Here is a 16,622-nt window from a genome sequence, read left to right as displayed (position 1 = left end):
GCATTTCCCCCTGATGCCGGCCGGACGGGAGGACGCCATGCGCGAGCTGGCACGCCGATCGATATAGCCCTTACTATCTATTTTTCTATTTTATAGCCTATTTGGGCTATAAAATAGAAAAATAGCCATTTATAGTTATAATTGAGCCAAGATCACCGACCGGAGAGCGCCCCATGAGGCAGCCCATCGCCGTGCTGACCGGCGACGTCATCGCGTCGCGCCGGATCGCCGACACCCCGGCCCTCTACCGGGTGCTCGATGCCACCCTGGGCCGCCTGGCCGAGCATTACGGCGGCCGCTTCGAGCGCTACCGGGGGGATGGCTTCCAGCTGGCTCTGCCCGCGGCCGGCGCGGCCCTGGATGCCGCCGTGGCCCTGCGCGCCGCGCTGATCATGCACTCCGACGAGCGGCGCTGGGATGCCCGGGTCGCGATGGCCGTGGGCAGCGACGACTGGCAGGCCGACCGCGCCCTGGCCTCCGCCGACGGACCGGTGTTCGTGGCCTCCGGCCGGGCCCTGGATGCCCTGGCCGAGGGGGCGGCGCACCTGGCCCTGACCCGCCCCGGCGCGCCCCGGGACGCGGCGCTGGCCCTGCTGGTCCGCTATGTCGACGAGCTGGTCGATGGCTGGTCTCGCTACTCCGCCGAGATCGCCTGCCTGAGCCTGTGGCATGATGAATCCCAGCAGGCCATGGCCGAGCGTCTGGGCATCCGCCAGCCCAGCGTGCACAAGCGCCTGCGCACCGCCCGCTGGGCGCTGCTGGCCGACACCCTGGACTTCTTCCGACACCGCCTGGCCACGGAGGGCCCTGCCCCATGACCGCCCCGCAACTGGCGACCCTGCTCGGCCTGCTGCTGGCCCACCTGAGCGGCGACTTCCTGCTCCAGCCGCGACGCTGGGTCGACTCGCGACAGCGCCACAAGCGACGCTCGCGGGCCCTCTACCTGCACGCCGGGCTGCATGGCCTGCTGGTGCTGCTGGTGCTCGGCATCGCCGGGAGCGCGCCGGGCATCGCCCTGGCCGGCACCCTGCTGGTGGCCACCAGCCATGCGCTGATCGACCTGGGCAAGGCGCACCTGGACCCGCGTCGGCTGCGCTGGTTCCTGCTCGACCAGCTGCTGCACCTGGCGGTGCTGCTCGGGCTGTGGCTCGCCTGGCTGGGCAGCCTGCGGCCGCTGGCCGAGGTCGCGGCCTGGCTGGCCAGCCCGCAGACGCTGACCCTGGCCGGCGCCTACCTGCTGGTGACCCGGCCGATGGCCATCGCCATCGCCCTGGCCATGCGTCCCTGGAGCGACGAGGTCACCGACCCCGGCACCCTGGTCGCGGCCGGGGCCCGCATCGGCATGCTCGAGCGCTTCCTGGTGCTGACCCTGGTGCTGCTGGACGAGCTGACCGCCGTGGGCTTCCTGCTGACGGCCAAGTCGGTGCTGCGCTTCGGCGACCTCCGCGAGCGTCGCGACCGCAAGCTCACCGAGTACGTGCTGCTGGGCACCCTGCTCAGCGTGTCGGCCACCCTGGCCCTCGGCCTGCTGGTGCGCTCCACGCCCTGGGGAGGCTGACGCCATGCCCGCGCGCCTGCTGGTCGTGCTGCTGCTGGGCCTGGCGATGGGCGGCTGTACTCGCCAGGGGGGCATCACCCCCCAGGCCGGCTACGCGGTCGACACCCGCCATCCGGCCTCGTCGCACTCCAGCCGCGTGCACCACCTGATCCTGCACTACACCGACGCCGACGAGGCCGAGTCCCTGGCCATCCTGACCGGCCCGCGGGTCAGCGCCCACTACCTGCTGCCCCGGCCGGCCCGCCATCACCGCGGAGAGCCGCTGGTCTACCGGCTGGTGGAGGAGTCGCGGCGCGCCTGGCATGCCGGCGCCAGCGCCTGGGCGGGCCGCCGTCACCTCAACGACACCTCGATCGGCATCGAGATCGTCAACCCCGGGCCCGACCGCTCCTTCGCCGCGCTCGAGGCCGGCGAGCCGGTCCGCTGGGCGCCCTTCCCCGACGCCCAGATCGCGGCGCTGATCCCGCTGCTGCGCGACCTGATCGCCCGCCACGACATCGCCGCCACCGATATCCTGTCCCACGCCGAGATCGCCCCCACCCGCAAGATCGACCCGGGCCCCGCCTTTCCCTGGCGCCGGCTCTTCGCCGCCGGCATCGGCACCTGGCCGGACGCGGCCCGCGTCGCCCGTCATCGCCGGGCGCTGGCCGACCGTCCCCCGTCCCTGGCCACCCTGCAACGGGCACTGGCGGCCTGGGGCTATGCGGTGACGCCCGGCGGCAGCCTGGATGCCGAGACCCGCGGGGCGCTGCGTGCCTTCCAGATGCGCTACCGGCCCGCCGACTATCGCGGCGAACCGGATCTCGACACCGCCGCGCGGCTCTGGGCGCTGCTCGAGCAGTACCGGCCCGAAGCGCTCGAGCAGTTGGACAAGACTTCCGCCGACCTCGAGGGTGAACGAGATCCGCCTTAGCCGGTGATCTTTTCCCTGGTGGTGCGATAGACGCTGTCGAGATGCGCCAGCATCGCGCGCTCGGCGGCGTCGGGGTCGCCGCGCCGCAGGGCATCCACGATGTGACGATGCTCCCGGTAGCTGCGCTCGATGGCCCCGGCCTCGACCATCACCTGGCGACGAATGTTGAGCCCGAAGGCATACAGTTCCTCCGCATAGCGCAGCAGGATCTCGTTATTGGCGTACTCGGAGATCAGCTTGTGGAAGTTCTGGTCGGAGAGCTGGAAGTGCACCGGCGAGTCGAATAACCGGCTCTGCGCTTCGAGCAGGCGTTCCAGGTCATCGATTCCCTTGGCATCGATGTTGATGGCGGCCCGCCGGGCGATGGCGGCTTCCACCACGATGCGGCTCTCGAACACGCTGTCCACGTCGAAACGGTTCATCTCGGGGGTGGGGCTTTCCGGGTGCGCGGCACGAAAGCGGCTCAGCGCCTCGTCGTCGGCACGGATGCGCGTCTTGCTGCCATGGGAAACACTGATCAGGCCATAGGCAGCAAGCTGCGACAGGGCGCCGCGCACGGTCTCCCGGCTGACGCCGAACAGCTGGGCCAGTTCGCGTTCACTGGGCAGTTCGTCCCCGTCCCGCAGCAGGCCAGTGAGGATCATCTCGATCAGCTTGTCGGCCAGGATGTCCTTCTTGGTGCGATTCTTGAGTGTCTTCTCGAAGGCGAATGCCGGATTGTCCATGGCGCCATTCCTCTAGCTCTAGCGTGACTGGTCTATACCTTAGACCAGGAAGGCCGCAGGCGCTAGACACCCCATCCATTCGTTACGACAAAAGTCGCATATACAGGGTTTTCCCTTGACGGAATATCACGCGGGCAACTAACTTCTGACCCTACTGGTATGGTCAGCCAACCACCAGACCAGTAAGCCACCATCGATTACAACAAGGAGTGCATCATGCTCAAGAAGCTGCTCGGTCTTTCCGCCCTCTCCCTCGCCGTGGCCACGGCGAACGCCCAGGCGGACAAGATCGTCTTCGCGATCGGCGGCACACCCAACAGCCTGCAGGGGCAGACCGCCCAGGAGTTCAGCGATCGCCTGCAGGAACGCCTCGGCGACGCCCACCAGGTGGAGTACTACCACAGTGGCCAGCTCGGCAACGAGCAGCAACTGGTCCAGAAGCTGCGCCTGGGCACCGTCGACCTGGCCGCCATCTCCTCCATCATGTCGTCCATCGATTCCCGGTTCGCCCTCTTCGACATGCCCTTCCTGGTCAAGGACCGCGAGCACCTCAAGCGCCTCGACCAGGAGATCATCATGCAGGACCTCGCCCAGAGCGCCGACGAGCAAGGGTTGAACATCATTTCCACCTGGGAGAACGGCTTCCGCCACATCACCAACAACGAACGCCCGATCGAAACGCCGGAAGACCTGGAGGGCCTGAAGATCCGCACGCCGAAGAGCGAGTGGCGCACCCTGATGTTCGAGACCTGGGGTGCCAACCCCACGCCGATGGCCTTCTCCGAGGTGTTCGTGGCACTGCAGACCGGCGTGGTCGACGGTCAGGAGAACCCCCTCAGCAACATCAACGGCGCCAAGTTCCAGGAAGTGCAGGACTATCTGTCACAGTCCAACCACGTCTATTCGCCGATCTGGCTGACTGCCGGCAAGGGCGGCTGGGCGAAACTGCCCGAAGAGGTCCGTACCGCCATCACTGAGATCGCCGCCGAGACTCAGGACTGGGCCCTGACCAAGGGCGCGGAACTCGACGACAACCTGATCGGCACCATGCGCGAAGCCGGCATGGAGATCAACCAGGTCGACCGCGATGCCTTCGTCGAGGCCAGCGCACCCGTCTACGAGGCCTATGCCGAGCGTGTCGATGGCGGCCAGGCGCTGATCGACCGCGCCATGGCACTCGCCGAGGAGTAACGCGAGATGTCATCCCATTCGGGCGCCGTCACGGCGCCCTTCTCCACGAGATCGCAGGAGGTCCACGCCATGAGCTTGCTGGCTCGTGTCAATCTGCTACTGGAACGGATGTTGGAGGTGCTGACCGTCTTCCTCCTGCTGGCGTTGACCACCATCGTCATCGCCGCAGTAGGCTTTCGCATGGTCGGCAACTCGTTCTCCTGGTACGACGAGGTCGCCTCCATCGGCCTGGCATGGTTGAGTTTCTATGGAGCGAACCTAGCCGCCCTCAAGCGAACCCATATGGGCTTTCCCGGCCTGGTCAGCCGCGCGCCGGCACCCATTCGCACCACCTTGTTCATCCTCTCGGAAGCCATCGTGATCGGCTTCTTCCTGGTCATCGCCTACTACGGCCATTTCGTCCTCGAGATCCTCGCCTGGGACAGCCTGGTTTCCCTGCCGTGGATCGGGCTCGATGTCACCCAATCGGTGATCCCGATCAGCGCGGTGCTGTTCATCCTCTGTGAGCTGCTCAGCATGCCCATGGCCTGGCGCAAGATGCGCAGCGGCGTGAACAGTGAATCGGAAGAGATCGAAACCGCCATCCGGCAAGCCGAGGAAGACCTCAAGGAGCACCGCGCATGACACTCCTGATCATCATCGCCGCTCTCTTCGCCCTGGTATTGATCAACGTGCCCATCGCCGTTGCCATCGGCGTGGTGGGCATAGTCGGCGTCTACCTGAACATGGGGGCCGACGCCTTGGTCAATGTGCCGCTGACGCTGTTCAACGGTGCCACCAAGTTCCCACTGATCGCCATTCCGCTGTTCATCTTCGCCGGGGCGCTGATGAACACCTCGGGCATCTCCCTGCGCCTGATCAACCTGGTCACCGCCATCGTCGGCTTCGTGCGCGGTGGGTTGGCGATGGTCAATGTCGGGGTCTCGCTGTTCTTCGCCGAGATCTCCGGCTCGGCCGTCGCCGACGTGGCGGCTACCGGCTCGGTGCTGATCCCGGAGATGAAGCGGCGCAAGTACAACCCGAACTTCTCGGCGGCCATCACCTCCTCCTCGGCGTCGCTGGCGATCATCATCCCGCCGTCGCTGTCGATGATCCTCTACGGCGCCATCGCCGACACCTCCATCGTCAAGCTGTTCGTCGCCGGCATCGTGCCCGGGCTGATCGGTGCTGCCGGTCTGGCCGGCGCCTGCTACTACTATGCGGTGAAGTATGACCTGCCCCGAGAGGACTCCTTCTCGCTCGGTACCCTGCGCAAGGCATTCAGAGAAGCCTTCTGGGCACTGTTGCTGCCGGTAATCATCCTGGGCGGAATCTTCGGTGGCTTCGTCACCGCCACCGAGGGTGCCGGCATCGCCGTCCTCGCCGCCCTGCTGATCGGGGGCCTCGTCTACCGCGAACTGAACATCAAGATCCTCTATCGTGCGGTGATCGAGGGTGTCATCCAGACCGCGGTGGTGATGCTGCTCGTGGCCACCTCTGCCGTACTCGGTCTCTTCCTGACCGAGATGCAGCTGCCCCAGCAGCTGGCCAGCGAAATCACCGCCATTACCGAGAATCCGGTCCTGGTGCTGGCGCTGCTCAACATCCTGCTGCTGCTGCTGGGCATGTTCCTGCACGGGGCCGCCGCCATCATCCTGGTCGTCCCCATCGTCATGCCGCTGGTGCACCAGATCGGCATCGACCCGATCCACTTCGGCCTGATCCTGACCCTCAACCTGGCCATCGGCCAGCAGACGCCGCCGGTCGCCTCGGTGCTGGCCACGTCCTGCTCCATCGCCAAGACCGACATGTGGGAAACCACAAAGGTCAACCTGCCGATGATCCTGGTGCTGTTCGTGGTGCTGATGCTGGTCACCTATGTGCCGGCCATCCCCATGACGCTGGTCAACCTCTTCTATTGATACGGAGCTTCCAATGACCGATTCACACCCCCTCGTCGCCGTCACCCTGGGAGATCCCGCCGGTATCGGCCCGGAGCTGATCGCCCGGCTCTTCGCCGATGCGCCACTCTTCGCCGACGTCCACGCCGTGCTGGTGGGTGACCGCTGGCTGTGGCAGGAAGGCCAGCGGGTGGCCGGCCAGTCCCATGAGCTGCCCGAAGTCGCCGACTTTGCCGACGCCCGCCAGCATGACGGGCCGGTCTTCCTGCCGGTCGACAGCGTGGCCGAAGGCGCCGTCGGCTATGCCGAAGAAACCGCTGCAGGCGGCGCCTCCGTGCTCTCGGTCCTGTCACGTTGTCTGGACGCCGCCCAGGCCGGCGAGGTCGATGCCATCTGCTTCGCCCCGCTCAACAAGTTCTCGATGAAGAAGGGCGGCCTGGCCCACGAGGACGAGCTGCACTTCTTCGCCGAGAAGCTAGGAGTGACGGGCTATTTCTGCGAGTTCAATACCCTGGGCAGCCTCTGGACCTCGCGCATCTCCTCCCATATCCCGCTCAAGGACGCCGCAAGCTACGTGACCGAGGAACGCATCGTCGCCGCCAGTCGGCTGATCCATGACTCGCTCAAGCTGGCCGGCATCGAGGCACCACGCGTCGCCGTAGCAGCCTTCAACCCGCATGGGGGAGAAGGTGGCACCTGCGGCCGCGAGGAGATCGAGGTCATCGAGCCTGCCGTGAAGCAGTGCCAGGCCGAGGGCTACCCCGTCGCCGGCCCCTTCCCCGCCGATACCATCTTCCTCAAGGCCCGCGACGGCGAGTACGACGCCATCGTCACCATGTACCACGACCAGGGCCAGATCGCCATCAAGCTGCTGGGCTTCAAGCAGGGCGTCACCGTCCAGGGTGGCCTACCGATCCCCATCACCACCCCGGCCCATGGCACCGCCTTCGACATCGCCGGCCAGGGCAAGGCCGACGTGGGCCCGACCCGCAATGCCTTCACCATCGCTTGCCGCATGGGCGAGAACCTGAGACGCCGGCGTCTCGAGACCGTTACCAGCGCCTGACAACACCACGCATCCACACGCCTACGAGGAAACCAGCACATGAAGATCACCCAGGTCAGAACCCGCGTCTTCGAATGGAAGGGCCACACCGTACCGGCCCAGCCCCACTTCTGCTCCAACGCCATGGACGAGCTCTGGGACAAGAGCGACTCCATGGGCACCTTCCGCTTCCATGGCTGGACCACGGTCGAGATCGAGACCGACACCGGCCTGGTGGGCCTGGGCAACGTCGCCCTGGCGCCGCGGATTGCCAAGGCGATCATCGACCAGTATCTGGCACCGTTGGTGATCAACCAGGACCCCTTCGACTACGAGTACCTGTGGCAGCGCATGTACCGCGCCACTCATGCCTGGGGCCGCAAGGGCATCGGCATGGCGGCCATCTCCGGGGTCGACATCGCGATCTGGGACATCATGGGCAAGGCGGTGGATAAGCCGGTGTTCAAGCTGCTCGGCGGGCGCACCAAGGAGAGGATCCCCTGCTATGCCTCCAAGCTGTACCGCACCGACCTCAAGAGTATGCAGGAGGAGGCCCAGTCCTATCTCGACCAAGGCTTCACGGCGATGAAGATGCGCTTCGGCTATGGACCCAAGGACGGCCCGGCCGGCATGCGCAAGAACCTCGACAGCGTCGCCGCGGTGCGCGAGGTGATCGGTGAGGACATCGACCTGATGCTCGAGTGCTACATGGGCTGGAACCTGGAGTACGCCAAGCGCATGCTGCCGCGTCTGGAGCGCTATCAGCCACGCTGGCTGGAGGAGCCGGTGCTGGCCGACGACATCGACGGCTACGCGGAACTGAACCGGCTGACCAGCATCCCGATCTCCGGCGGCGAGCACGAGTTCACCCACTACGGCTTTCGCCAACTGCTCGAGAAGCGCGCCGTCTCGGTGGTGCAGTACGACACCAACCGAGTCGGTGGCATCACCGCGGCGCGCAAGATCAATGCCATCGCCGAGTCATTCAGCGTGCCGGTGATCCCGCACGCCGGGCAGATGCACAACTACCACCTGACCATGTCGACCCTGGCCTCGCCGATGTCCGAGTTCTTCCCGGTCCACGACGTGGAGGTCGGCAACGAGCTCTTCTACTACCTGTTCAAGGGCGACCCCGAGCCAGAGAACGGCTTCATCGACCTCGACGACGACGAGCCGGGTCTCGGCCTGTCGCTCAACGATGACTACTTCGACCAGTTCCATATCATCGAGTGAGGCCGAGCATGCGACTGATCCAATGTGAACATCAGGGCCAGGTGCTGGCCGCGCTGGTGGAAGATGAACGCACGGTGCGCCTGACCGACGCCGACACCTACACCCTGGCGCGCCGCGCCATCACCGACGGCCGGTCGCTCACCGAGGGAGTCGAGGCGGCGCTGACCGAGACGCGGCTCGACTACGCTCAGCTCGTCGACGAGCAGCGCCTGCTGCCGCCGCTGACCCACCCCGACCCGGCCCATTGCCTGGTCACCGGCACCGGCCTGACCCATCTGGGCAGCGCCGACACCCGCTCGGCGATGCACGCCCCGTCTCAACAACAGGCGCAGGCCGACGAGGCCGAGCTGACCGACTCGATGCGCATGTTCCGGCTCGGCGTGGCGGGCGGCAAGCCCGCCGCCGGCGAGACCGGCGCCCAACCGGAGTGGTTCTACAAGGGCGACGGCGACTGCGTGGTGGCCCCCGAGGCGCCGATGCCGGTACCGGCCTTCGCCGAGGACGCCGGCGAGGAGCCGGAGCTCGCCGGGCTCTACCTGATCGGCGACGACGGCCGCCCCTGGCGGGTCGGCTACGCCATCGGCAACGAGTTCTCCGACCACGTCACCGAGCGCTTCAACTACCTGTGGCTGGCCCATTCCAAGCTGCGCCACTGCAGCTTCGGCCCGGAGCTCTTGATCGGCGAGCTGCCCGAACACCTGGAGGGCGTGAGCCGCATCGTCCGCGACGGCGAGACCCTGTGGGAGAAGCCGTTCCTGACCGGCGAGGCCAACATGGCCCATAGCCTGGCCAACCTCGAGCATCATCACTTCAAGTACCCCGGCTTCCGCCGCCCCGGCGACGTCCACGTGCACTTCTTCGGCACCGCGACGCTGAGCTTCGCCGACGGCGTCCAGACCCGCGACGGCGATCGTTTCGAGATCGCCCTGCCGGCCTTCGGCCGGACACTGCGCAACCCGCTGGCGTTCGACACCGACACCACCGATACCCCCGTTCATTCCCTGTGACCTCAGGAGGCTCCATGACCCTGGAAGGCAAGCAACTGATCGGCCAGGCGGCCGTGACCGCCGACGGCAAGGCGATCCACGCCATCGACCCGGCCACCGGCGAGACCCTGTCCCCGGCCTATGCCGCGGGCGGCAAGGCCGAGGTGGAACAGGCCTGCGACCTGGCCTGGGCGGCCTTCGCGACCTACCGCGAGACCGGCCTCGAGGAACGCGCCCGTTTCCTCGAGGCCGTCGCCGACGAGATCGAGGCCATCGGCGATGCGCTGATCGAGCGCGCCATGGCCGAGTCCGGCCTGCCCCGGGCCCGCCTCGAGGGCGAGCGCGGCCGCACCTGCGGCCAGCTGCGCCTGTTCGCCCAGGTGGTGCGCGCCGGCGAGTGGCTCGACCTGCGCCTCGACCCGGCGCTGCCGGAGCGGGCGCCGATGCCGCGCGTCGACCTGCGCCAGCGCCATATCGCCCTGGGCCCGGTGGCGGTATTCGGCGCCTCCAACTTCCCGCTGGCCTTCTCGGTGGCCGGTGGCGACACCGCCTCGGCCCTGGCCGCCGGCTGTCCGGTGGTGGTCAAGGCGCACTCCGCCCACCCCGGCACCTCCGAGCTGGTCGGCCGCGCCGTGCAGCGCGCCGTGGCCAGGTGCGAGCTGCCCGAGGGCGTGTTCTCGCTGCTCTACGGCTCCGGCCGCGAGGTGGGCCAGGCGCTGGTGCGCGATGCGCGCATCAAGGCGGTGGGCTTCACCGGCTCGCGCTCCGGCGGCACCGCGCTGATGCAGGCCGCCCAGGCGCGTCCCGAGCCGATCCCGGTCTATGCCGAGATGAGCTCGATCAACCCGGTGTTCCTGCTGCCGGCGGCCCTGGAATCCCGTGCTGCCGAGCTGGGCGAGGCCTTCGTCGGCTCGCTGACCCTGGGCGCCGGCCAGTTCTGCACCAACCCGGGGCTGGTGATCGGCGTCAAGGGCGAGGGCCTCGACGCCTTCGTGGCCGCCGCCGGCGAGGCGGTGACGGGCGCCGCGGCCCAGACCATGCTGACCCCGGGCATCCATGACGCCTATGTGCAGGGCGTCGATGGCCTCCTTCAAAGCCGCAAGGCCCGTGAGGTGGCCCGCGGCCCGGTCGGCGAGGGTCCCAACGCCGGCCAGGCCGGGCTGTTCGTGGCCTCGGCCGCCGATTTCCTGCGTGAGGAGGCCCTGCAGGCCGAGGTGTTCGGCGCCAGCGCGCTGGTGGTCGAGTGTGCCGACCAGGAGGACGTGAAGCGCGTGGCCGAGCATCTGGAAGGCCAACTGACCGCCACCCTGCAGATGGACGACGGCGACCTGGAGGCCGCCCGCGACCTGCTGCCGACGCTGGAGCGTCGCGCCGGCCGGGTGATGGCCAACGGCTGGCCCACCGGCGTCGAGGTGTGCCACGCCATGGTCCACGGCGGGCCTTATCCGGCCACCTCGGACGCCCGCACCACCTCGGTGGGCAGCGCGGCGATCCACCGCTTCCTGCGCCCGGTGTGCTACCAGAACCTGCCCCAGGGCCTGCTGCCCGAGGCGCTGCGAGACGGCAACCCGGCCGGCGTCAGCCGCCTGGTCGAAGGCCGGCGCGAGGCCTGATCGATGCCGTCATTGCCCAGGCCCCTTCGCGGCAGCTAGCCACCGACCCCACGGGGGTAGTGGATCACGTCGTGGAAGCGCACGGGGGGGCCGGCGGGATTGCGATAGGCGTGGGGACGGTCCGCGGCGAACCGCACCCCCTCCCCCGCGTCGAGACGCTGCCACCGCCCTTCCAGGCACACCTCGAGCGTGCCCTCGACCACCACCAGGTGCTCCACCACGCCCGGGGCATGGGGCGCCGACTCACTGACCGCCCCCGGGGCCAGGGTAATGACGAACAGCTCGAAGCCGAGCACGGGGTCGAAGGGAAACAGCGGCACGACCTGCATGCCCGCGGCATCCTCGCCCCATGCCGCCCGTCGCTCGGGCTGGACCGTCGTCGCCTCGCCGGACACCTCCGCCGTCGGCGCCAGCAGGCTGGAGAAGGAGACGCGGAAGCCACTGGCGATCTTCCACAGCGTCGCCACGGTGGGACTCGACTCACCGCGCTCGATCTGGCCGAGCATGGCCTTGCTGACGCCGGTCTCCCGGGCGGTGCGATCCAGACTCCAGCCCTGCTGGCGTCGCAGCCAGCGCAGCCGGTCGGCGATGTGCTGCGAGATCTCCTGCATGCGGCCCGTCTCCTATGCGGTGCGTGTCGATGTGGCAGGCGCCATTGTACGTGATAACGCACGGTGGTACCGTGCCGCGATCGTGCGCTATAACGCACAGTCGTTCACGGGAGCCCTCGATGCCAGCCTCCGACCTGCCGCTTCGTCGCCGCTTCGCCTGCCTGCGCGATGGCAGCCTCTCGACCCTGACCGCGGGCTTCATCGCCGTGCTGATCGGCTACTCGAGCTCGGCGGTGATCATCTTCCAGGCCGCCGAGGCGGCCGGCGCCAGCCAGGCACAGATCGGCTCCTGGCTGTGGGCGCTGGGCATCGGCGCCGGCCTCACCTCCATCGGCTTCTCGCTGCGCTACCGCATGCCGCTGCTCACCGCCTGGTCGACCCCGGGGGCGGCCCTGCTGGCGACCAGCCTGCCCGGAGTGCCGATGAGCGACGCCATCGGCGCCTTCCTGTTCTCCTCGGCGCTGATCACCCTGTGCGGCGTGACCGGCCTCTTCGAGCGGCTCATGCACCGCCTGCCCCGCGCCCTGGCCTCGGCCATGCTGGCCGGAGTGTTGCTGCGCTTCGGGCTCGACCTCTTCCTGACCCTCGAGCACCGGCTGGTGCTGCCGCTGTCGATGTGCCTGGCCTATCTCCTGGGCAAGCGCTGGTGGTCGCGCTATGCCATCCCGCTGGTGCTGGCGACGGGCTGCCTGGTGGCCCAGGCGCAGGGGCTGTTGCACCTCGAGGAGGTGACCCCGCGCCTGGCCCACCCGGTGGTCACCGCGCCGACCTTTTCGGCCTCGGCCCTGATCGGCGTGGGCCTGCCGCTGTTCGTGGTCACCATGGCCTCGCAGAACCTGCCCGGCATCGCCGTCATCCGGGCGGCGGGCTTCTCCCCGCCGGTCTCGCCGCTGATCGGCGGCACCGGCCTGGCCTCCCTGGCGCTCGCGCCCTTCGGCGGCTTCGCCCTCAACCTGGCGGCGATCAGCGCCGCGGTGTGCCTGGGACCGGAGTCCCACGCCGAGCCGGGACGGCGCTACATCGCCGGGATCGCGGCCGGCGCGTTCTACCTGCTGCTGGGCCTGTTCGGCGCCACCGTCACCGCCCTGTTCGCGGCCTTTCCCGCCGAGCTGGTGATGGCCATCGCCGGCCTAGCCCTGCTGCCCACCCTGGGGGCCGGCCTGGCCGATGCCCTGGGCGCGGACGGTCACCGCGACGCCGCCCTGGTCACCTTCCTGGTGACCGCCTCGGGCATCAGTCCCGCCGGCATCGGCGCTGCCTTCTGGGGGCTGGTCGCCGGCCTGGGGGTCATGCTGGCCGGCCGCCGTCCCTGACGGCGAGTGTCGCCCCCGGCATGCTGGCCGTCGCCGAGGCGATTGGCGTCATGCGCACCAGCTGCTAGGGTCGCCGGCGAGCGCCCCGATCCAGGAGACATGCCCATGACGGCCATCACCCTCACCACCCTGCAGGGGCGGGCGATCGCCCCGCACCTCGAGGCCCTGGCGCGGCTGCGCATCAGGGTCTTCCGCGACTTCCCCTATCTCTACGACGGCGACCTGGCCTACGAGGCCGAGTATCTGGACCGCTACGCCCGCAACCCGTGCAGCCTCTTCGTGCTGGCCTTCGACGGCGACACCCTGGTGGGCGCGGCCACGGGGCAGCCGCTGGCCGACGAGGTGGACGAGTTCCGCGCCCCCTTCGAGGCCGCCGGCTATCGTCCGGCGAGCATCTTCTACTACGGCGAGTCGGTGCTGCTGCCTGAGTACCGCGGCCAGGGTGTCGGCAAGGCCTTCATGGAGGCCAGGGAAGCACATGCTACCGAGAGCGGATACGCCTGGGCGGCCTTCTGCGCCGTGGAGCGCCCCGACGATCATCCCCGCCGGCCGGCGGACTACCGGCCCCTGCACGGCTTCTGGAACGCCCGGGGCTATCGGCGCACGCCCTCGCTTTCCACCACCTTCGCCTGGAAGGACCTGGACGAGGCCGAGGAGACCGAAAAGCCCATGGTCTTCTGGCTCAAGGCATTGGGCGCATGAGCCCGGGCAGCGAACGCCCGGTGACGGTGGCCACCGCCCAGTACCCCATCGAGGTCTTCGATGATCTCGAGGGCTTTCGCGCCAAGGCGGCGCGCTGGGTCCAGGACGCCGCGAGCCGCGGCGCCGAGCTGCTGGTCTTCCCCGAGTACGGGGCCATGGAGCTGGCCTCGCTGCTGCCCGAGGCCGAGCGGGGCGACCTGGCGGCCCAGCTGCACGGCCTGCAGCCCTGGCGAGACGTCTTCGTCGAGACCTGGCGCGAGCTCGCCCGCCGGCACGGGGTGACCCTGCTCGCCCCCTCGCTGCCCTGGCGTCTCGACGACGGCCGCTTCGTCAACCGGGCCTGGCTGTGCGGTCCCGACGGCCGCCTGGGCCATCAGGACAAGCAGGTGATGACCCGCTTCGAGAACGACGACTGGGGCGTGGACGCCGGCCAGGGCCTCAGGGTCTTCGACACCCCGGCCGGGCGACTGGGCGTGCTGATCTGCTACGACAGCGAGTTCCCGCTGCTGGCCCGTGCCCTGGTCGAGGCCGGCGCCGAGCTGCTGCTGGTGCCGAGCTGCACGGATACCCAGGCCGGCTACCAGCGGGTGCGCCTGAGCGCCCAGGCCCGCGCCATCGAGCAGCAGGTCGCGGTCATCCAGTCGCCCACCGTCGGCGAGGCGCTGTGGTCGCCGGCGGTGGACATCAACATCGGCCGGGCCGGCGTCTACACGCCCTGCGACCACGGCTTCCCGCCCGACGGCGTGCTGACCCAGGCCCTGGACGCCACCCCGGGCTGGCAGCTGGCCCGCCTGGACCTGGCCGAAATCCGCGCCCTGCGCGAGCATGGCCAGGTCAACAACCACGCCGACTGGTCGCACCAGGCCGCCCGCCTGGCGCCGGGAATCGAGGCCGTGGCGCTGGCGTGAGCCGGCCCCGGCGTTTTGCCGCCACTGGCGCTTGGCCGTACAATGCCCGTCATGTTCCCGCCACCAGGCGCCTGTCGAACCGACCACTGCTGATCTACCGCGAAACCCGTGCTCCTCGCGACGATCGGTCAGCCGACAGGCCCCAGGCGACCCGACCCGCTTCCCAAGACTCTTGCTCGAGGACACCCCGGACCCATGCGCGCCACGCAACTGTTGATCTCCACCCTGAAGGAAACCCCCGCCGACGCCGAGGTGATCAGCCACCAGCTGATGCTGCGCGCGGGCATGATCCGCCGCCTGACCTCGGGGCTCTACACCTGGCTGCCGCTGGGCCTCAGGACCCTGCGCAAGGTGGAGCGCATCGTCCGCGAGGAGATGGACCGCGCCGGCGCCCAGGAGGTGCTGATGCCCGCCGTCCAGCCGGCGGAGCTGTGGCAGGAATCCGGCCGCTGGGAGCAGTACGGCCCCGAGCTGCTGCGCCTCAAGGACCGCCACGAGCGCGACTACTGCGTCGGCCCGACCCACGAGGAGGTCATCACCGACCTGGTGCGCAAGGAGATCTCCAGCTACAAGCAGCTGCCGTCGAACTTCTACCAGATCCAGACCAAGTTCCGCGACGAGATCCGGCCGCGCTTCGGGGTGATGCGCTCCCGCGAGTTCCTCATGAAGGACGCCTACTCCTTCCATGTCGACGAGCCCTCGCTGATGGAGACCTACCAGGTGATGTACGACGCCTATGTGCGCATCTTCACCCGCCTGGGCCTCGACTTCCGCCCGGTGATCGCCGACACCGGCGCCATCGGCGGCACCGACTCCCACGAGTTCCACGTGCTGGCCGACTCCGGCGAGGATGACATCGTCTTCTCCACCGAGTCCGACTACGCCGCCAACATGGAGAAGGCCGAGGCCCTGCCGGCCCCGCTGGGCAGCAAGGTCGAGCGCGCGGCACCCGGCGAGGCGCTGCGCCTGGTCGACACCCCCGATGCCCGCACCATCGCCACCCTGGTGGAGCAGCATGGCCTGCCCATCGAGAAGACCATCAAGACACTGATGGTCCAGGCGGCCGAGGGTGGCCTGATCGCCCTGCTGGTGCGAGGCGACCACGAGCTCAACGAGGTCAAGGCCGAGAACCTGCCCGAGGTGGCAAGCCCCCTGACCATGGCCACCGAGGCGGAGATCCGCGCGGTGGCGGGCGCCGGCCCCGGCTCGCTGGGCCCGGTGAACCTGGACATGCCGATCATCATCGATCGCAGCGTGGCGTTGATGAGCGACTTCGGCGCCGGCGCCAACATCGACGGCAAGCACTACTTCGGCATCAACTGGGAGCGCGACGTGGCGCTGCCCAAGGTCGCCGACCTGCGCAACGTGGTCGAGGGCGACCCTTCGCCGGACGGCAAGGGCACCCTCGCGATCAAGCGCGGCATCGAGGTCGGCCACGTCTTCCAGCTGGGTCGCAAGTACAGCGAAGCGATGAACGCCACCGTCCTCGACGACAACGGCAAGGCCACGCATCCCTGGATGGGCTGCTATGGTATCGGGGTGACCCGGGTCGTGGCCGCCGCCATCGAACAGAACAATGACGCGGGCGGCATCATCTGGCCGGACGCCATCGCCCCCTTCCATGTGACGGTGGTACCGATGAATGCCCACAAGTCGCAGCGGGTCCGCGAGGAGAGCGAGCGCCTCTACCAGGCACTGCGTGCCGCCGGCTTCGACGTGCTGCTCGACGATCGCGACCTGCGCCCGGGCGTGCGTTTCGCCGACCAGGAGCTGATGGGCATTCCCCATCGCCTGGTGGTGGGCGACCGGGGGCTGGACAAGGGTGAACTGGAATACAAGGGACGCCGTGATACCGACGCCACCATGGTACCCGCCGAGGAGATCCTCGACTTCCTGCGCGAGAAGATCGACGCCTGAGGGACGCCGGCTCGCCGTCGCCCTGCT

General features: G+C 68.6%; 16 protein-coding genes. 14 read left to right on the top strand and 2 right to left on the bottom strand.

The features are described 5' to 3' along the window. Positions 1 to 173 precede the first annotated feature (173 nt). Genes OCT48_RS06535 through OCT48_RS06525 form a run of 3 tightly spaced genes read left to right on the top strand, consistent with a single transcriptional unit; the run spans position 174 to position 2,471 of the window. On the top strand, positions 174 to 818 hold the full coding sequence (locus OCT48_RS06535) for a hypothetical protein (protein WP_263591898.1): 645 nt from the start codon (positions 174 to 176) through the stop codon (positions 816 to 818). After that, positions 815 to 1,558 carry a DUF3307 domain-containing protein gene (locus OCT48_RS06530; RefSeq protein WP_263591897.1) on the top strand — a complete coding sequence of 248 codons (744 nt, stop codon included), beginning with the start codon at positions 815 to 817 and terminating at the stop codon, positions 1,556 to 1,558. Before OCT48_RS06535 ends, OCT48_RS06530 begins: the two co-directional genes overlap by 4 nt. A gap of 4 nt (positions 1,559 to 1,562) precedes the next feature. After that, positions 1,563 to 2,471 (top strand): N-acetylmuramoyl-L-alanine amidase, encoded by a 909-nt coding sequence (locus tag OCT48_RS06525; protein ID WP_263591896.1) that lies wholly within the window; start codon positions 1,563 to 1,565, stop codon positions 2,469 to 2,471. Here OCT48_RS06525 and OCT48_RS06520 read toward each other — a convergent pair. Next, positions 2,468 to 3,196 (bottom strand): FadR/GntR family transcriptional regulator, encoded by a 729-nt coding sequence (locus OCT48_RS06520; protein WP_263591895.1) that lies wholly within the window; start codon positions 3,194 to 3,196, stop codon positions 2,468 to 2,470. The genes OCT48_RS06525 and OCT48_RS06520 overlap by 4 nt on opposite strands. A 216-nt stretch (positions 3,197 to 3,412) precedes the next feature. Between OCT48_RS06520 and OCT48_RS06515 the strand changes: the two genes are divergently transcribed. The 7 genes from OCT48_RS06515 to OCT48_RS06485 all read left to right on the top strand — a co-directional run bounded on the left by OCT48_RS06515 (position 3,413) and on the right by OCT48_RS06485 (position 11,144). Further along, positions 3,413 to 4,387 carry a TRAP transporter substrate-binding protein gene (locus tag OCT48_RS06515; RefSeq protein WP_263591894.1) on the top strand — a complete coding sequence of 325 codons (975 nt, stop codon included), beginning with the start codon at positions 3,413 to 3,415 and terminating at the stop codon, positions 4,385 to 4,387. A gap of 69 nt (positions 4,388 to 4,456) precedes the next feature. After that, on the top strand, positions 4,457 to 5,011 hold the full coding sequence (locus OCT48_RS06510) for a TRAP transporter small permease (RefSeq protein WP_263591893.1): 555 nt from the start codon (positions 4,457 to 4,459) through the stop codon (positions 5,009 to 5,011). Beyond that, entirely contained in the window at positions 5,008 to 6,288 is a 1,281-nt protein-coding gene (locus tag OCT48_RS06505) for a TRAP transporter large permease (protein WP_263591892.1), read from the top strand. Before OCT48_RS06510 ends, OCT48_RS06505 begins: the two co-directional genes overlap by 4 nt. 13 nt (positions 6,289 to 6,301) lie before the next feature. Then, on the top strand, positions 6,302 to 7,333 hold the full coding sequence (locus tag OCT48_RS06500; protein WP_263591891.1) for a 4-hydroxythreonine-4-phosphate dehydrogenase PdxA: 1,032 nt from the start codon (positions 6,302 to 6,304) through the stop codon (positions 7,331 to 7,333). Between the two features lie 39 nt (positions 7,334 to 7,372). Further along, positions 7,373 to 8,545, top strand: coding sequence for an L-rhamnonate dehydratase (locus tag OCT48_RS06495; RefSeq protein ID WP_263591890.1), 1,173 nt, complete (start codon positions 7,373 to 7,375; stop codon positions 8,543 to 8,545). A gap of 8 nt (positions 8,546 to 8,553) precedes the next feature. Continuing rightward, entirely contained in the window at positions 8,554 to 9,552 is a 999-nt protein-coding gene (gene araD1 / locus OCT48_RS06490; RefSeq protein WP_263591889.1) for an AraD1 family protein, read from the top strand. A 14-nt stretch (positions 9,553 to 9,566) separates the two neighbouring features. Beyond that, a complete protein-coding gene (locus tag OCT48_RS06485) occupies positions 9,567 to 11,144 on the top strand; it encodes an aldehyde dehydrogenase (NADP(+)) (RefSeq protein WP_263591888.1) in 1,578 nt (525 codons plus the stop codon). Positions 11,145 to 11,179: 35 nt separating this feature from the next. Here OCT48_RS06485 and OCT48_RS06480 read toward each other — a convergent pair whose 3' ends face one another. Continuing rightward, the gene (locus OCT48_RS06480; protein WP_263591887.1) at positions 11,180 to 11,755 is read right to left on the bottom strand and encodes a helix-turn-helix domain-containing protein; all 576 of its coding nucleotides are present in this window, start codon (positions 11,753 to 11,755) and stop codon (positions 11,180 to 11,182) included. A gap of 119 nt (positions 11,756 to 11,874) precedes the next feature. Here OCT48_RS06480 and OCT48_RS06475 point away from each other — a divergent pair, with 119 nt between their 5' ends. The 4 genes from OCT48_RS06475 (at position 11,875) to OCT48_RS06460 (ending at position 16,595) form a co-directional block, all read left to right on the top strand. Further along, on the top strand, positions 11,875 to 13,068 hold the full coding sequence (locus OCT48_RS06475) for a benzoate/H(+) symporter BenE family transporter (protein WP_263591886.1): 1,194 nt from the start codon (positions 11,875 to 11,877) through the stop codon (positions 13,066 to 13,068). A gap of 105 nt (positions 13,069 to 13,173) precedes the next feature. Further along, complete coding sequence (locus tag OCT48_RS06470) at positions 13,174 to 13,770, top strand: GNAT family N-acetyltransferase (RefSeq protein WP_263591885.1); 597 nt, start codon at positions 13,174 to 13,176, stop codon at positions 13,768 to 13,770. Continuing rightward, positions 13,767 to 14,678 carry a carbon-nitrogen hydrolase family protein gene (locus tag OCT48_RS06465; protein ID WP_263591884.1) on the top strand — a complete coding sequence of 304 codons (912 nt, stop codon included), beginning with the start codon at positions 13,767 to 13,769 and terminating at the stop codon, positions 14,676 to 14,678. Before OCT48_RS06470 ends, OCT48_RS06465 begins: the two co-directional genes overlap by 4 nt. Before the next feature lie 195 nt (positions 14,679 to 14,873). Further along, complete coding sequence (locus OCT48_RS06460; protein ID WP_263591883.1) at positions 14,874 to 16,595, top strand: proline--tRNA ligase; 1,722 nt, start codon at positions 14,874 to 14,876, stop codon at positions 16,593 to 16,595. Positions 16,596 to 16,622 lie beyond the last annotated feature (27 nt).

It is taken from the genome of Halomonas sp. M4R1S46 (assembly GCF_025725685.1).
Taxonomy (GTDB): domain Bacteria; phylum Pseudomonadota; class Gammaproteobacteria; order Pseudomonadales; family Halomonadaceae; genus Halomonas.
This window is presented reverse-complemented; position numbering and strand designations above follow the sequence as displayed.

Bases quoted from the DNA above. Each gene is read 5' to 3' on its own strand.
- OCT48_RS06535 (WP_263591898.1), top strand. From the start codon at position 174: ATGAGGCAGCCCATCGCCGTGCTGACCGGCGACGTCATCGCGTCGCGC.
- OCT48_RS06530 (WP_263591897.1), top strand. From the start codon at position 815: ATGACCGCCCCGCAACTGGCGACCCTGCTCGGCCTGCTGCTGGCCCAC.
- OCT48_RS06525 (WP_263591896.1), top strand. From the start codon at position 1,563: ATGCCCGCGCGCCTGCTGGTCGTGCTGCTGCTGGGCCTGGCGATGGGC.
- OCT48_RS06520 (WP_263591895.1), bottom strand. From the start codon at position 3,196: ATGGACAATCCGGCATTCGCCTTCGAGAAGACACTCAAGAATCGCACC.
- OCT48_RS06515 (WP_263591894.1), top strand. From the start codon at position 3,413: ATGCTCAAGAAGCTGCTCGGTCTTTCCGCCCTCTCCCTCGCCGTGGCC.
- OCT48_RS06510 (WP_263591893.1), top strand. From the start codon at position 4,457: ATGAGCTTGCTGGCTCGTGTCAATCTGCTACTGGAACGGATGTTGGAG.
- OCT48_RS06505 (WP_263591892.1), top strand. From the start codon at position 5,008: ATGACACTCCTGATCATCATCGCCGCTCTCTTCGCCCTGGTATTGATC.
- OCT48_RS06500 (WP_263591891.1), top strand. From the start codon at position 6,302: ATGACCGATTCACACCCCCTCGTCGCCGTCACCCTGGGAGATCCCGCC.
- OCT48_RS06495 (WP_263591890.1), top strand. From the start codon at position 7,373: ATGAAGATCACCCAGGTCAGAACCCGCGTCTTCGAATGGAAGGGCCAC.
- araD1 (WP_263591889.1), top strand. From the start codon at position 8,554: ATGCGACTGATCCAATGTGAACATCAGGGCCAGGTGCTGGCCGCGCTG.
- OCT48_RS06485 (WP_263591888.1), top strand. From the start codon at position 9,567: ATGACCCTGGAAGGCAAGCAACTGATCGGCCAGGCGGCCGTGACCGCC.
- OCT48_RS06480 (WP_263591887.1), bottom strand. From the start codon at position 11,755: ATGCAGGAGATCTCGCAGCACATCGCCGACCGGCTGCGCTGGCTGCGA.
- OCT48_RS06475 (WP_263591886.1), top strand. From the start codon at position 11,875: ATGCCAGCCTCCGACCTGCCGCTTCGTCGCCGCTTCGCCTGCCTGCGC.
- OCT48_RS06470 (WP_263591885.1), top strand. From the start codon at position 13,174: ATGACGGCCATCACCCTCACCACCCTGCAGGGGCGGGCGATCGCCCCG.
- OCT48_RS06465 (WP_263591884.1), top strand. From the start codon at position 13,767: ATGAGCCCGGGCAGCGAACGCCCGGTGACGGTGGCCACCGCCCAGTAC.
- OCT48_RS06460 (WP_263591883.1), top strand. From the start codon at position 14,874: ATGCGCGCCACGCAACTGTTGATCTCCACCCTGAAGGAAACCCCCGCC.